This window comes from Jiella sp. M17.18, from assembly GCF_041027365.1.
In the GTDB taxonomy this organism is placed as follows: Bacteria; Pseudomonadota; Alphaproteobacteria; order Rhizobiales; family Rhizobiaceae; genus VKMB-3413.
Window position 1 is genome coordinate 1 of record NZ_JBFTEH010000027.1, and the last position, 14,245, is coordinate 14,245.

The 14,245-nt window shown below is 64.2% G+C and carries 10 protein-coding genes and 1 pseudogene; 8 read left to right on the plus strand and 3 right to left on the minus strand.

Annotated features, from left to right (window positions below):
• Positions 1 to 293 precede the first annotated feature (293 nt).
• Together AB5S17_RS22880 and AB5S17_RS22885 are read left to right on the plus strand one after the other, a co-directional pair.
• Entirely contained in the window at positions 294 to 1,895 is a 1,602-nt protein-coding gene (locus AB5S17_RS22880; RefSeq protein ID WP_369243507.1) for an ISL3 family transposase, read from the plus strand.
• A gap of 29 nt (positions 1,896 to 1,924) precedes the next feature.
• Positions 1,925 to 2,076 (plus strand): annotated as a pseudogene (locus AB5S17_RS22885) (IS5/IS1182 family transposase); the annotation flags it as partial.
• 401 nt (positions 2,077 to 2,477) lie between these two features.
• Here AB5S17_RS22885 and AB5S17_RS22890 read toward each other — a convergent pair.
• The 3 genes from AB5S17_RS22890 to AB5S17_RS22900 form a co-directional block, all read right to left on the minus strand.
• Positions 2,478 to 3,878 (minus strand): methyltransferase domain-containing protein, encoded by a 1,401-nt coding sequence (locus AB5S17_RS22890; protein ID WP_369243498.1) that lies wholly within the window; start codon positions 3,876 to 3,878, stop codon positions 2,478 to 2,480.
• 261 nt (positions 3,879 to 4,139) lie between these two features.
• On the minus strand, positions 4,140 to 5,192 hold the full coding sequence (locus AB5S17_RS22895) for a rhamnan synthesis F family protein (protein ID WP_369243499.1): 1,053 nt from the start codon (positions 5,190 to 5,192) through the stop codon (positions 4,140 to 4,142).
• 1 nt (position 5,193) lies between these two features.
• Positions 5,194 to 6,888, minus strand: a complete 1,695-nt coding sequence (locus AB5S17_RS22900) for a class I SAM-dependent methyltransferase (RefSeq protein WP_369243500.1) — start codon at positions 6,886 to 6,888, stop codon at positions 5,194 to 5,196.
• A gap of 361 nt (positions 6,889 to 7,249) precedes the next feature.
• Here AB5S17_RS22900 and AB5S17_RS22905 point away from each other — a divergent pair, with 361 nt between their 5' ends.
• The 6 genes from AB5S17_RS22905 (at position 7,250) to AB5S17_RS22930 (ending at position 14,122) form a co-directional block, all read left to right on the plus strand.
• Positions 7,250 to 9,535 carry a peptidase domain-containing ABC transporter gene (locus tag AB5S17_RS22905; protein ID WP_369243501.1) on the plus strand — a complete coding sequence of 762 codons (2,286 nt, stop codon included), beginning with the start codon at positions 7,250 to 7,252 and terminating at the stop codon, positions 9,533 to 9,535.
• Positions 9,510 to 10,862 carry an HlyD family type I secretion periplasmic adaptor subunit gene (locus AB5S17_RS22910; protein WP_369243502.1) on the plus strand — a complete coding sequence of 451 codons (1,353 nt, stop codon included), beginning with the start codon at positions 9,510 to 9,512 and terminating at the stop codon, positions 10,860 to 10,862. The genes AB5S17_RS22905 and AB5S17_RS22910 overlap by 26 nt, the downstream gene beginning before the upstream one ends.
• The gene (locus AB5S17_RS22915; protein ID WP_369243503.1) at positions 10,859 to 12,571 is read left to right on the plus strand and encodes a hypothetical protein; all 1,713 of its coding nucleotides are present in this window, start codon (positions 10,859 to 10,861) and stop codon (positions 12,569 to 12,571) included. Before AB5S17_RS22910 ends, AB5S17_RS22915 begins: the two co-directional genes overlap by 4 nt.
• A gap of 253 nt (positions 12,572 to 12,824) precedes the next feature.
• Positions 12,825 to 13,550: a CmcI family methyltransferase gene (locus AB5S17_RS22920; RefSeq protein ID WP_369243504.1), complete on the plus strand. Its 726-nt coding sequence runs from the start codon at positions 12,825 to 12,827 to the stop codon at positions 13,548 to 13,550.
• Positions 13,547 to 13,714, plus strand: coding sequence for a hypothetical protein (locus AB5S17_RS22925; RefSeq protein ID WP_369243505.1), 168 nt, complete (start codon positions 13,547 to 13,549; stop codon positions 13,712 to 13,714). Before AB5S17_RS22920 ends, AB5S17_RS22925 begins: the two co-directional genes overlap by 4 nt.
• Positions 13,715 to 13,804: 90 nt before the next feature.
• The gene (locus tag AB5S17_RS22930; RefSeq protein WP_369243506.1) at positions 13,805 to 14,122 is read left to right on the plus strand and encodes a hypothetical protein; all 318 of its coding nucleotides are present in this window, start codon (positions 13,805 to 13,807) and stop codon (positions 14,120 to 14,122) included.
• Positions 14,123 to 14,245: the final 123 nt, after the last annotated feature.

The window sequence follows — 14,245 nt, forward strand, 5'->3', positions numbered from 1 at the left end:
TCTTCCGGGGCGCGCCCCGGAAGACCGGCGGCAGCGCTAAACTGGGGAAGATTCAAGCGCACTTCTGGGGAGTTTTGCGGTTCTCCCGCACTTTGTGTGGAGCGCGACGAGTCTTTTTGGTCGCGAGCGACACATCGCTGGATTCGCAATGAATCCAGGATCCTCCGATGGGCCGGCGCCTTCTTCCCCTTGTTCCAGACATGATCCATGTCGTGGAGATTGTCAGTGATCCGGATCGGATCATCATATGCAGCCGCTTGAAGGCTCTCCCGGTGTCGTGTCCGGGCTGCGGAATGCCGTCGCGGGTGTGTCATGGGCACTATGACCGCATCGTCGCTGATCTTCCGTGGCAGGGGAAACCGGTCTGTCTGCGGATTCAGCTGCGCCGCTTCGCCTGCCAGAACCTTTCCTGCGGACGACGGACTTTCTCCGAGCCTGTGCAGGCTCTCGCCCGACCCTTCGCACGTCGCTCCGAGCGACTGCGGGAAGTCCAGCGTCATCTGGGGCTTGCTCTTGGCGGCGAAGCCGCGGAACGACTGTCGCATCGTCTCGGCATGCGCACGAGCGCCGACACGCTCCTGCGTCTCGTTCGTGCCGGGGTCCCCGCGGCCGCGGCCGCAGCTCCGCGGGTCGTCGGCATTGATGAATGGGCATGGCGCCGCGGACGGCGATACNGCACGAGCGCCGACACGCTCCTGCGTCTCGTTCGTGCCGGGGTCCCCGCGGCCGCGGCCGCAGCTCCGCGGGTCGTCGGCATTGATGAATGGGCATGGCGCCGCGGACGGCGATACGGAACGATGATCGTCGATCTGGAACGGAATGAGATCATCGACCTGCTTCCGGACCGGGATGCGAAGACGCTGGCGGCCTGGCTGAAGGAGCGTCCCACGATCGAGGTTATCGCGCGTGATCGCGCGGAGGTCTTCGCCGAAGGCATTCGCGGCGGAGCTCACGGAGCGCGGCAGGTCGTCGATCGGTGGCACCTTTTGTGCAATGTCAGCGCCGTCTTCCAGGTAGCCGTCGCCGCCCACCATCGGCGGATCAAGGAAATCGCCAACGCGGTTCGCACGGCTGAACGACAGGTCGCGCACCGGGAAAGCGTCACCAGACGGATGCCGACGGCGGCCGAACGCGAGAGTCAGGCGCGCCATGCACCGCGGGCTGCGAAGTACGTCGAGATGATGCAGCTCCTGGCAGCCGGCACCAGTCAGGCGGCAGTGTCGAGGGCCCTGGGGTTGGATCGCAAGACGGTGCGGCGGTGGATCGGCCAGAGTGGACCACCGCGGTGGCGGAAGCCGAAGCGGGCGAAGGCAATCGATCCTTACCGCGCCTATCTCGAGCAGCGCTGGCAAGAGGGGTGTCGAAATAGCGCCGAGCTTGGCCGGGAACTGGCGCGTCAGGGCGCCGACATCCGTCCACGCGTCGTTCGAGACTGGGCGACCTGTCGCCGGCGCGAAGGCGCCGATCGGCTCGATGCGGAACAAGGTCCGATTGGACGTCGATGGCGACCGCCTTCGACGAACCGCACGACGCGGCTGCTCCAGTGCGATCTCGGCAAGCTTGCCGGCGAGGACCGTCGCTTCGTCGACGACATCAGGCAGAAGATCCCCGAACTGTCCGCCGTCGTGGAGCTGGTCGGACGCCTCACCAGGCTGCTGCGTCGCCAATCGGACGAAAGTCTGCTCGACTGGTTCAAGGATGCCGCGGGCACGCCGCTGGCGCGCTTCGCCGCCACGCTTTCCCGGGACGCCGACGCGGTCGCCGCGGCCATCGAATTGCCGTGGACGACCAGCCCGGTCGAAGGGCAGATCAGCCGGCTAAAAATGATCAAGCGAACGATGTACGGCCGAGCTGGCTTTGACCTCCTTCGTCAGCGTGTCCTGGCACCGACATGACCACACAAAGTGCGGGAGAACCAGTTTTGCTTCGGCCACGACACGAGGAGGCCTTCGGCTGGATCGAACGGTGGGCGGCTTTCGCAACAGCCGGTTCCGTGGCGTCGAGCGGACGGGCTGGGCCTTCTCCTTCGCGGCGGCCGCCTACAACCTCATCCGCCTGCCAAGGCTTCTGGCGGTTTCGCCACGAGCGCCCCGGCTTTTTGCAAGCTCGTCGGGCGCTGGCGGATCGTCGAGGCCGACCTGTGGGACCGTGCCTACGTCGATCTCTGCGGCCCCGCCACGATGACCGTCGGTGCGCAGAACCAAGGCGAGATCGCCTTCGGCGCCCCGCAAGCCGGCCTCGATCTCGGCTACAGTCCTTCGACCGTCTCCTTCACCTAGATCGGCGACGACGACATGCACGAGGTCTCCGGCGAGGGCTTTGCCGAGCTCCTCGATGACCGCTCCAGAGATCACCTTCGCCTACCACGATGGCGACGAAGCCATCCTCAACGCTATCCGTGGTACTTCTTCAGCAGCCTGCTAGGGCCGCTGTCCAGATTTGTCGTGCCACCTCTGTTGCTCGCGCCCGCCAAATTCCTACCTACCGCGGCTGGCGCGGTCTGCCTGCGGATAGCTGCGGGCGAGGACGTCGCTCGCCGCCGCGTCCACCGGCCAAGTCACGGCGCCTGGATCGATTGTTCGCGTCTTGCGTGCATAAATATAGGCGTTCCCATAACCATAGTTGAACGGCATGTCGACGAAGGCGCCGCGACGCTCCTCCGGATAGAGCCAGATCCGGTTGACCATGCCCGCGTCGATGATCTCGAAGCCGGTCTGCGGCCCGAACAGGATCTTCAGTGCCTCGTCCGAAAAGCGCCAAAAGTCGTTCGGTGTCTCGTGCAGGGGCCAAGTGTGTGGGGTGCTCTGGAAGACGAGCCCGCCAGGCTTCAGCGCCCGGTTCACGGCCGCCGCGAACAGCCAGGGATAGGCGAGATGCTCCATCACCGAGAGCGAGAAGACTGCGTCGACGCTCTCGCGGCCGAGAAGTTCGTCGAGATAATGGGCGTCGCCCACGACATCGACATGCTCGGAGGCATGGATGTCGACGCTGATGAAGCGGCCCGCCTGCGGCATGAAGCGCCGCATCGCCTGGCTCGCATCACCGACCACCCGTCCGCCGACCTCGACCACGGTCATGGCGGCAGAATCGGCGCTGCGGACGAAATGCTTGAACGAGGCCGCCGCCTGGCTCTCCTCGGCATCCTCGGCATCCATGGCCTCGGCGAGCGTCTCGTCCCATTCGTCGCGCCCCTTCCAGCGCGTGGCCGGCAGGTCACCGCGCGGCAGGGTGAGCGGCAGGACCGCGATCTCCCCATCGCTCTCATGGGCGAAGAAGACCGGCATTCCCGCGCGCCAGGCGAGGTAGCCGGAAAAGCGGCAGCGCCCGGCTCCGAGCGGGACGATCTCAAGCTTCGCTCTGTCCTCGCCCGAAACGAGGGTGGCCGCGCCGAGCTCGGCCGCGGGTCGCAGGATCTCGCCCTCGACGAAGAGACCGTTCTTGTCGCACCAGAAGCGTGTCACGGTCAAAGGCGCCTCGCCCGGCACGCGCGCGGCGCGGCAGGGGATGGTGATCGGCTCACGGTCCGTGCCGGCGATCCTGTCAAATTCCTCCCACAGGGCGGCGGACGAAACCATCTGCGCATCGAAGGCGACGGCGAGATCGAGGATGCCCGCGCGCGGTACCGGCATCGGCGAAAAGCTTATCGGAACGGATCCGGCAGGGCCCGTCCCGCCCATCGACCAGGAGGCATGGCGCGACCGGCCGCTTTGCGGGTCGCGGATGAGGACGTCGATCTGGCGCGCGCCCTCAGGTGCGCCGCTGAGCGGCAAATCAATGCCGTCCAGCGTTTCGACGTCGCAGCGAAAGCGCTCGGCGATCGCGAGGAGGGCGGGGCGCCGGGACAGTCGTGCGCGCAGGTCGGTCAAGGAAAAGGTCATTGCCATCCCATCATAAGCGTGATGCCGCCGCCCGGCAGGGTGGAAGGACCCGCTGAAACGGCAGGATCGTCTACCGGGGACGCCGTGCGGATGGCCAGATCCGCCTCGCTTTGATCTTCGCCCGCCCCACAACCATCCGTATAGGATGATTGTGGGGCGGAGGCCAGCGCGCGCAGGGCCGAGATAGGATCAGATCACTGAAGGGCGGAACTTGCAGCGTCGCAGGGGCGCAAGTCGCGCGGCCTTCAGGCGGAGGCTGGGTCAGACCGTGCGGTTCTTCAGGGTCATCTCCAAGTGATGAAGGATCATGTTCGTGTCGTAGTCCGAACTCGTCTCGATGACCGACTCCCAATAGGTGAGGAGCGGGATGCGAGCCGGGTTCTTCTGCAGGAGTTCACGCTTGATGAAGGGGAACTGCATCTTGGCGATCAGATAGTCCCAGAAGAAATGGGTGCCGTTCAATGGCACTCCGGCATCGATGGCCTTGTACATCTGGCGCACGAAGGTTTGACGAACCGAATCGAGCTGCGCCTCGGCCCCTTCCTCAATGACCGCGCGCACGAGCGCGCGCGCGCAGTCACGATAGGGGAAGGCCGCCCGGCATCGCAGTCGCGCCCGACTCATGGCGTGGGTGAGGCCGACCTCGTAGCGGCGCACGACCCAGGTCTTCGACTGAACGTAGCGCACCTTTGCCCAGAACCGCGAAAACGCCTTCGAGCGGATGGCGGCGGCATGGAAGAGCAGGAAATAACTCTGAAGGTGAAAGCTGAAGTCCCAGCTGTCGGTCATGCCCCAGACGTCGGCGTCCTCCGGATTCATCCGGTCGAGCGAGGTAGCGATGTTGTGTATTGGGCCGTAGACGCTGTCGTTGACGAGGAGCAGCCGGTTGACCGAGCCAAGGTCGGGGATCAGGGCGATCCCATCCTTCCAAGCGCCGAAGTCGTAGCCGACATTGTGGCGTTCGACGATCAGGGCGCAGATCTCGTGCAGCCGCTCGACGTCCTCGGGATCGATCTCCTTGGCGTTGCTGACGAAGATCAGCTCGAAGCCGTAGCCATACAGTTGGTAGAGATAGTGCATGAGGAAGTCGTGGACCCGACCTTGGCGGTCGAAATGGACGACGATGCAGACGTTCCTCGCATTGTCCAGGCTCTGCGCGCCAGGCCTGACGCGATGGACATAGGGACCTTTGCGCAGGAAGCTCGCCAGATACATGATTTGTGCGTAGAGCAGCCGGAACCAGCCGCGGATGGCATGGAAGGGAACGCGCAGCTGCAGCGGCAGGCGCAGTGACGCTGACAGGAAGCGCGACATGTCAATGTCCTCGGCGGATCAGACCGTGATCGCGCGCGAGGGTGCGTGCGCGTTCGGCGTATGCCGCATCAGCTTCGCCATAAGCGGCCGTCGCCTGTAACAGGGGGTCAAGAGCCTCGCGGCCATGCTCCCGCTCACGGGCCTTCAAAGCCGCAAGGCCCTCGTGGAAGCGCAGAGCCCAGACAAAGGACCGGCTGGAATAGGGGGCGGAAGCAAGCCGCTCCTGCCGGGCGCGGGCCTGTTCAAAATGCTGCATGGCGCGCTTCGGCGAGTTGCGGTGGTTCAGCTCCAGAAGGCCGAGGGCGAAACCTGTCGACACCCCGGCCGAATTTTCTGGAAGACCGGCCTTTTCGACAGCCGCGGCCAGGCGATCGGCGGCCATATGACGCCCGTCATTGACCATGAGGACGAAGACGTCCCGGCGCAGATCGTCGACGATGCGAAGCGGCGGCCGCTCGTTCAGCGGCGGCCTCGCCTCGCTGGCGAAGCGCTCCAGCGCCGGCGCTGCCCCGTCCGGATCCCGCTTCGCCGCCAGCCTGACCATCGCGGCCCGGCTGCGCCAGCCGAGTTCCTCGGTCTCGCCGTCGTCCGACCCGATCGCCCGAAGCACCGTGCGCACCCGGTCGGCAGCCTTGGCCGCCGCGGTGAAGGCAGCGAACGCCTTCTGCCGCTCGTCGCGGACGAGGAACAACATGCCGGTCATGTAGAGGAGGGTTGCGAGATTGAAGGGATGAATGCGGTGGAGATCCTCCAGCGAGCCGGGCATGGATCCGTCCAGCGGCATCGTCTCCGGCGCGTCGAGGTCGAGGCCCCACCGCTCTCGGAGCGCCGTGCGGATCGGCTCGAGCGTCGCGGCGGCGGCCTCGTACTCGCCGGCATTGACGCGTTCCTTCAGAAGCCGTCCGTACATGCCGAGAGAGAGCGGGCTGGCCTGCTTCGCACGGGCGGCGACCAAATCGAGATAGCGGCGGTAGGCGGTGCGATCGAGCGGCGCCGAGAAATCGGCTCTGACGCTGCCCCTGGCGGCGGCGGCGCGCAGGGAATGTCCCCAGTCGGCGACCTCAATCGCGTCGAAGCCGTTACGCTTGAGGGCGATGCGCAACCCCTTCGGCGAATAGATGATGACATGGTAGCCGGGGCTGAGCAGCGGCGCGAGCGTTGCCGGGCTCGTCTCGGGTACGATCGCATCGGCGTTCGGCGTGGTGAAGAGGATGGTGCCATCCTGCGCGAGATTGGCGGCGAGCGTGTTGAGGAAGGGATCGGGATCTTCGATGTGCTCGATGACCTCCGAGCACAGCATCAGATCGCTGACCTTCGTGCCGGGCGCGACCTCGGCCGAAAGATAGGCGTCGTCGATGTTGGCGCCGAGGAGATCGCGACCGAGCCGAGCCGCCGGACCCGGATCAATGCCGCGTGCGTCCCAGCTGAGGATACGAGCGGCGAAATCCACTGAGAAGCCGAACCCGCAGCCGATCTCCAGGAACCGCTTGGTCTTGTCGTGGGACACGGCATAGAGCGAGGCGAGCATGACGTCTACGCCCGCGCCCTGCTCCTGATAGAAGGCGAGGGCGGCCTCGCCGCCCCAGGCGTCTTCATAGGCCGGTACCTCGAAATCGGCGAAGAAGGCACTGCCGCAGGCCTGACAGCGCTCGAGTTCCAGATCGGGATGCGGCGGCAGCGCCGAACGGATACGCAAGACCCGATGCGTCGGCTCGCTTACATGGCACGCCGGACACCGTCTTTCGGGCCCACCGCCCTGAAGCCACTCCATGTCTGCATCCTTTCTCGATAACGACACACACTGCCTGCACGGGAATCGTTATCACACCTCCTACGATAAGCAGCCCCGCAAGTGCCAGTCGGGCTGGTGCAGTATCAGCCTCGGGAGGCAGATCCGGGCAGCGCTCGACGGGCCACGGGATTTGACGTGGCCACGCCGCGAGCGACGATCAATGCACACTATCCCGCTTCTTTGGCACTGCAGTCGGTTCTGGTAAAATTAGTCCGTATAGGGTAAGGACCATCCGTGATCGACAGCAGAAAAGCGAATAAGATCGATGTCTTCCGCGTTGAAGGTCGTAGAACCTGCCGTTCCAGCAGAGACTGCAGAAGCGTCGGTTGAGCCCGCCTCCTCGTCGGGGACCGGTGGCCGTGAGCGTGAAACAGCCAGACATACGGCGCTCCAGGCACTGATCCTGGCGGCGCGCCAGCGTGGCGTCCATCTGTCCTTCGAACAGCTGATCCGTGACTTCACGGTGGGAGAGGGCGAGGCAGACAACAGCCTCCTCATCACGATCGCCAAGCAGAATGGCCTCGATGCGCGCGAGGTCCAGCTGAAATGGACCCAGCTCGGCCGCCTCAAGGAAGCGCTGCCGGTCGTCCTGCGGCTCGATGGCGGGCAGGCCCTCCTCCTCGTCGGCTTCGAGACGAGCGGCGGCCGTGACGTGGCGATCGTCAAAGATCCCAGCGCGCCGTCTGCCGCTCCCGTCCTCGTCGACGAGATCCGCCTGAACTCGGTCTGGTCGGGCTCAGTCCTGCTCTTCAAGCGGCGCCAGGAAGAGAGCCTTCAGAACCGCGACTTCAGCTGGAACCTTCTGATCCGGGAATTCATCCTGGAGCGGCGTATCTTTGGCAGCGTCGCGCTCTCAGCCCTGGTCTTGGCGGTATTTGCGCTGGTGCCGCCGATGTTGTTCATGGTTGTCGCCAACAACGTTCTTCTTTATCATAGAATGTCGTCGCTGATTGTTCTGGCGACGATTGTCGGCTTCTATCTCATCTTCGACACCGCATTTTCCTTTCTACGACGCTACCTTGTCGCCAAGGGAACCGCCAAGATCGATGCGCGGCTCAACATTTTTATTATGGAGAAGATCCTCCGCCTGCCGATCGATATATTCGAAAGAATGCCTGTTGGCGAACTGTCCTACCGCGTTACCCAGATCTTCCGCATCCGCAACTTCATAACCGGAAATCTGTTCAACACGCTGCTCGACAGCTTTGTGCTCATCTTCCTCATCCCGGCATTGTTTCTCATCAGCGCACGGATGGCGTTCACCGTCCTCGGTATCGGCATAGTGATGTGCTTGATCGTCGCGGCCTATATTCCGGCGATGGCGCGCTCCTACGGCAAGGTGATCGGGGCTGAGACCCGCAAGAACACCATCCTAATTGAATCCATCCATGGCATGCGCACGATCAAGTCGCTGGCCCTTGAAGGGCGCAAGCGGCGCGAGTGGGACGAACATGTCGCCGAGGCCGTGCGAGCCAACACCGATTTCCAGCTTCTCGGCAACCAGCCGCAGACCATGCTAAATCCGCTGGAAAAGCTCGTCTATTCGGGATCTCTCCTGCTCGGTGCGGCACTCGTCCTGACTGGAACCGAGCCAGTCCTGTCAGGCACCCTCATCTTCTTCGTGATGGTGGCGGGCCGGGCCGTCGCGCCCTTCGTGCAGATGGCGAACCTTCTGCAGGAATTCCACGAAGTTCGCGGCGCGGTCGCCATGGTCGGATCTGTGGTCAACGGTGCTCCGGAGCGGCCCGAGGGCTCGGTTGGCGTACGGCCGGTTATCAAGGGGCACCTCATCTTCTCTAATGTGAGGTTTCGCTATCCGGGAGCGACCGGCTACGCGCTCAACGGGGTCGAATTCGAAGCCAAGCAGGGGACTGTCGTCGGCGTCATGGGCCGTTCCGGATCCGGCAAGACGACAATTACCCGTCTGCTGCAAGGACTTAATCTCGACTACGAAGGCCTCATCAAGATCGATGGCGTCGATCTGAAGGAGATCGATCTCTACCATCTGAGATCCAATCTCGGCGTCGTGCTCCAGGACAATTTCCTCTTCCAAGGCACAATCCGCGAGAACATCATGGCGGCCAAGCCCGACGCCTCTCTCGAAGAGGTGATTGAGGCGGCGCGTCTGGCCGGTGCCGAAGAATTTATCGAGCGTCTTCCACGCGGCTACGACACGTTGATCACTGAGGGCTCGTCCAATTTGTCGGGCGGCCAGAAGCAGCGCATCGCGATTGCTCGGGCTCTGATACTCGATCCGGCGATCATGATCCTCGATGAAGCCACGAGCGCCCTTGATCCCGACAGCGAGGCCATCGTAAACGCCAATTTGCGTCGGATTGCGAAGGGGCGCACAGTCATTGTCATCTCGCACCGGCTAGCATCTCTTACGGATTGCGACCAAATCTTGGTCATGGAGCGCGGCCGCGTCGTGGACACTGGGGGTCATCAGGACCTTCTGGCGAACTCGGAAATCTATCGGCAGCTCTGGTTCCAGCAGAATCGCCACATTGGTGGGGCACATCGGAATGAAGTTCAGACTGAAGAAGCCTGACGCCAAGGAGCGCGACGCCGAGACGGCGATCGGTCACTTCCAGTCTCAGACCGCCGAGATCACGGAAGCGCCAGACCCGGTCTGGGCACGTGGCGCGGTTGCCCTGTTCGCGGCCATGGTCGGCGGCGCTATCCTGATGGCGGCAACTCTACACACCGAGCGCGTGGTGACTGCGCGCGGCATGGTCGTCTCCAAGACGCCCACCATCGTGGTCCAGCCGCTGGAGACCTCGGTCGTCGACAGCATCGAGGTGCAGCCCGGCCAGAAGGTCAAGAAGGGCCAAGTCCTGGCGCGCCTCAATCCGACCATCAGCGATGCCGACGTGGCGGCTCTGAAGCGACGCTCGACGAGCCTCAGCGCCCAGATCGCCCGTCTGGAGGCGGAAGTTTCGGGTAAGGACTTCGCTCCATCCAACAGCGACGAGTTCATCGAGCTGCAGACGGCGATCCACCGGCACCGCATGGCCGAGTTCAAAGCCAGCCTGTCGAACTTCGAGCAGCAGATCGCTGAAGCGAACAGTCAGATCGAGCAGAGTTCGCAAGAGAGCGACCTCCTTACCAAGCGCTTTGCCCTGCTCGGCGAGATCGTAGCCATGAAGGCGAAGCTGGAGAAGGCCTCCGCCGGCAGCCGGCTGAATTCGATCGAGGCGGTTGATAATCGCCTTTCCGTGGAGCGAGCCTTGGCAGAAGCCGACGGCGTGACGGCCGCAGCAAAGCACCGGCTTGAGGCCTTGCAGGCCGAGCGCGATACCTTCAAGGAGAAATGGCGGGCTGATACCGTCAATCAGCTGGTCACGGCGAGACAGGATTTCAGCGGCGTCACCGAAGAACTTGCCAAGGCGACCTACCGCCGCAATCTGGTGGCCCTGCGCTCGGTCAGCGACGCCGTAGTGCTCGATGTCGCTCCGGTCTCGGTCGGATCTGTCATCGAAGCGGCCAAGGAGGTATTCCGCCTGGTCCCGCTTGACGCCAAGCTTGAGCTGGAAGTCGAGATCAATGGCGCCGACCAGGGCTTCGTCGCCGTGGGGGACAAGGTCGAAATCAAGTTCGACGCCTATCCCTTCGGCGAACACGGTACCGCAAAGGGCGAGATCACGACAATTAGCCAGGACTCCTTCACGCGGTCCGAGGGACCGAATGCCGGCCAAGTGTTCTACCGCGCGCGGGTCGCAATAGAGAAGACCAATCTTCGGAACGTGCCGCCGGATTTCCGGCTCATTCCGGGCATGCCGGTCACCGCGGATATAGTCGTCGGCGACCACAGCATCCTCGCGGCACTCACCGGTGGCCTCACCGATGCGTTCTCGGACGGGTTGCGCGAGCCATGAGCGGGGTTCTCGGCAAGCTGTGCACGGCCGTCGGCTTCGACACGGACGATGCCAGTAAGCTGGCCAAGGCCCGCCGGCTCCTCGCCAAGGGCAAAGATGGCAAGGCCTCGCGGCTTTTCGTCGAGCTTGCCCGGGCGGGCGACGCCGAGGCCCAATTCGAACTTGCGCGCCTCTACCAAACCGGCCGAGGCGTCATTGGCAGCCCTCCGGACGCGGTTATGTGGCTGCGCCGTGCGGCCGAGCAGGACCACATTGACGCCCAGTACCTTCTTGCCGCTGTGCTGACCTATGGGGCCCGCATGCCGACGGAGATGGCTAACGACACCGCCGCCTATTCGGTGCTCTTTCCGAACGGGCTCGGTGTCGAGCCGGATCATACCGAGGCCCGGCGCTGGGCACTCCGCGCTGCCGAGAGGGGCCACGTCGAGGCGATGGCGCTCGCAGGCTATCTGTTTGCCGCCGGATGGGGCGGCGAGGCGGATCCTTCGACTGCGGCACACTGGTACGAGCGTGCGGCAACGCAGGATAACCCCCAGGCTCTGCTCGGCCTGGGAACGCTGCTTGCCGGTGGCTGGCTCGGCGAACCCGACCATCACCGGGCGAAGGAGCTCTACCGCCGCTCCGCCGAACTAGGCACGGCGACAGCCGCCCATTATCTCGGCCTCGAACATCTGTACGGCTTTGCCGCCAAGCGCGATGAGGCGGAGGCCGCCCGCTGGTTCCAGAAGGCGTCCGATCTCGGGCACAGCGACGCGCAGCGATGCCTCGGCCAGCTGTATCTGCACGGAATGGGCGTCGAGCGGAATATCTCCCTCGGGGAGACGCTGCTGCGCCGCTCCGCTCTCTTCGGCGACGCCGAGGCGATGGCACTGCTCGGCGATCTTCACCAGAACGGAACCCCCGATCGTCAGGCCAATCCGGTCGAGGCAGCTAACTGGTACAGAATGGGCGCCGAGCTCGGCCACCGGGCATCGCAGCGCCTGTACGGCCTCCTGTTCCTGACCGGCATCGGCGTTCCCAAGGATGCCGGTCTTGCCCGGACCTGGCTCACCCGCGCCGCCGACCAGGGCGACCCGGAAGCGCAGTACAGGCTCGGCGCGATGCTCACCGAAGGGATCGGGGGAGAGCAGGACTTCAAGGCCGCAGAGGCGCTGTTCAAGAGCGCGGCGAGCCAAGGCGTCACCAATGCGGTCTACAGCCTCGGCGTTCTCGCGCAGGGCGGCCTCGGCAGGATAAAGGACGCGCGCCAAGCCATGGAATGGTATCGGCAGGCGGCCGAGCAGGGAAGCGCCATGGCGAAGTTTCGGCTCGGCGCCGGCTATGCCGCCGGCGACGGCGTGCCACAGGACTACGACAAGGCGCTGGTCTGGACGCGGCAGGCCGCCGAGGCCGACATCGCCCTCGCCCAAGTCAACCTCGGCCGCTTCCTGATGCAAGGACTCGGATGCGATCCGGATTTCGCCGAGGCCGAACGCTGGCTGCGCAAGGCCGTCGACGCCGGCGAGGCGGTGGCCATGACAGCGCTCGGCGAGCTCTATGCGCACTGGCGTCCTGACCGGAACATGGAAGAAGGCCGGCATTGGCTTGCGCGCGGCGCGGCGGCTGGTGATCACCGGGCGGCAAGTCTGCTCTCCTCGATCTTTCCCGAGGCGTCTCCCCTTCCCCCTGACGTGCCCGAGCCAGCCGAAGGCGAGCCCAGCAGGGCTTGAGCGCGGCTAACTTCCCGTCCACGGCGTGGGCGCCAGAAACGTTGGGCGGCGCGGCCCTGGGCATGGATTCACGACTGCCGACCTTTCCATATCTTGGGCAAGAGGCACCAGTCTCGGGCTAGCCGGCGCTCTCGCTAGAGAGCCTCCCGCGCGAGGCGATCCCGGGTCTCGCGGCCCGTCACGGCATTCAAGTCCTAGATCCCTTCCCGCAGTTCCGCCTGTGCCGGCTCGCTTACCCTCTCGGAGATTGCTCATGTGGCCATTCACCTCGAAGAAGCTTACCCGCCCGAAGAACGTCGGATCTTACAGGCCGTCCCCCTCCGGACCCCGCTTGCGGGAAGAGGAGCTCGAGACGATCCGGCGCTTTCACGAGCTGTACTACCGGCGATGGAGCGAGGGCGGTCAGACAATCTCGGTCGGCTGGCTCGGTTACGAAACCCTGAAATGCCCGCTCGACCTGTGGATCTACCAGGAGCTGGTGATTTCCCAGAAGCCGGACGTCATCATCGAGACAGGTACGCGCTTCGGCGGCAGCGCGCGGTTCTTCGCCAGCCTCTGCGAGGAGATCGGCCACGGACATGTGGTGACGGTCGACATCGACCAGAGCCTCTCCGCGATCCGGCCCGCGCATGAGCGCATCACCTATCTCGACGGATCGAGTCTCGATCCAGATATCCGTGCCCGGATCGACGCGATCGTGGGCGACGAACGGTGCCTGATCGTGCTCGACAGCGATCACAGCTGCGACCATGTGCTTGCGGAACTTAAGTCCTACGCGCCACTGGTTCAGCCCGGCGGCTATCTGATCGTCGAGGACACCAACGTCAACGGTCATCCCGCCCTGCCCGACTTCGGCCCCGGTCCGATGGAGGCCGTCGATGCGTTTCTTGAGGAGAATGCCGATTTCGAGCCGGATCCGGACTGCGAACGCTTTCTGATGACGCTCAACCCGCGTGGCTATCTGCGACGCAAGGCATGATCCTTGAAGACCGATTCCCGGACATGGCGAATATCATTCGGGGCCACCACAATCTCGAACGCGCCTGCCGGATCATCCTCGGGCAGTTCGCCTTGCCGTCCGCTCCAGTGAACATGCTCGAAATCCTCACCAAAGAGCCCGGCGCGGAAGCCAGGCTCGGTTGATGTCGGATGCCGCTGCCAAATGTGATGGGTCTCGTGGAGGCGTACGAAGGCTCGCTTTGATCGAGCCAGACCAACCCGAGGATTTGAGCGATGTTTCTTCGTCTACTGACCATCTGCGCGATCATGGCGGCTGCGGCGACGCCGGCTTCTGCCGGATCGCAGGATTCGCCGCGCAGCCTCAAGCAGTTGATCGAGGGGGCACCGCAGAACAGCTTGCCCGAACCGCAGGTGCCGCAAAAGCGGGACGGCGCTCTGTTCGACCCTGAAACGCAGGACGTCCTGGTGATTGACGGGACCGGCCGTAGACTGGATCCGAATTTGGCGGGCGTTCGCCAAGCGCTGCGTCGTCTGAATGAGGCGGCCGAAGCGCTGGAGTCGTCACGAGAAGCGCTTCCCCAAGCCAAGTAGATGCCGTGAATATGAACCGCGCCGACTTTCCCGGAGACCTCAATTCCTGAGAGAATGGGGTCATCATGACGAAAGCGACATCGAAGAGATATTCGCCTGAGGTCCGGGAACGGGCGGTCCGAA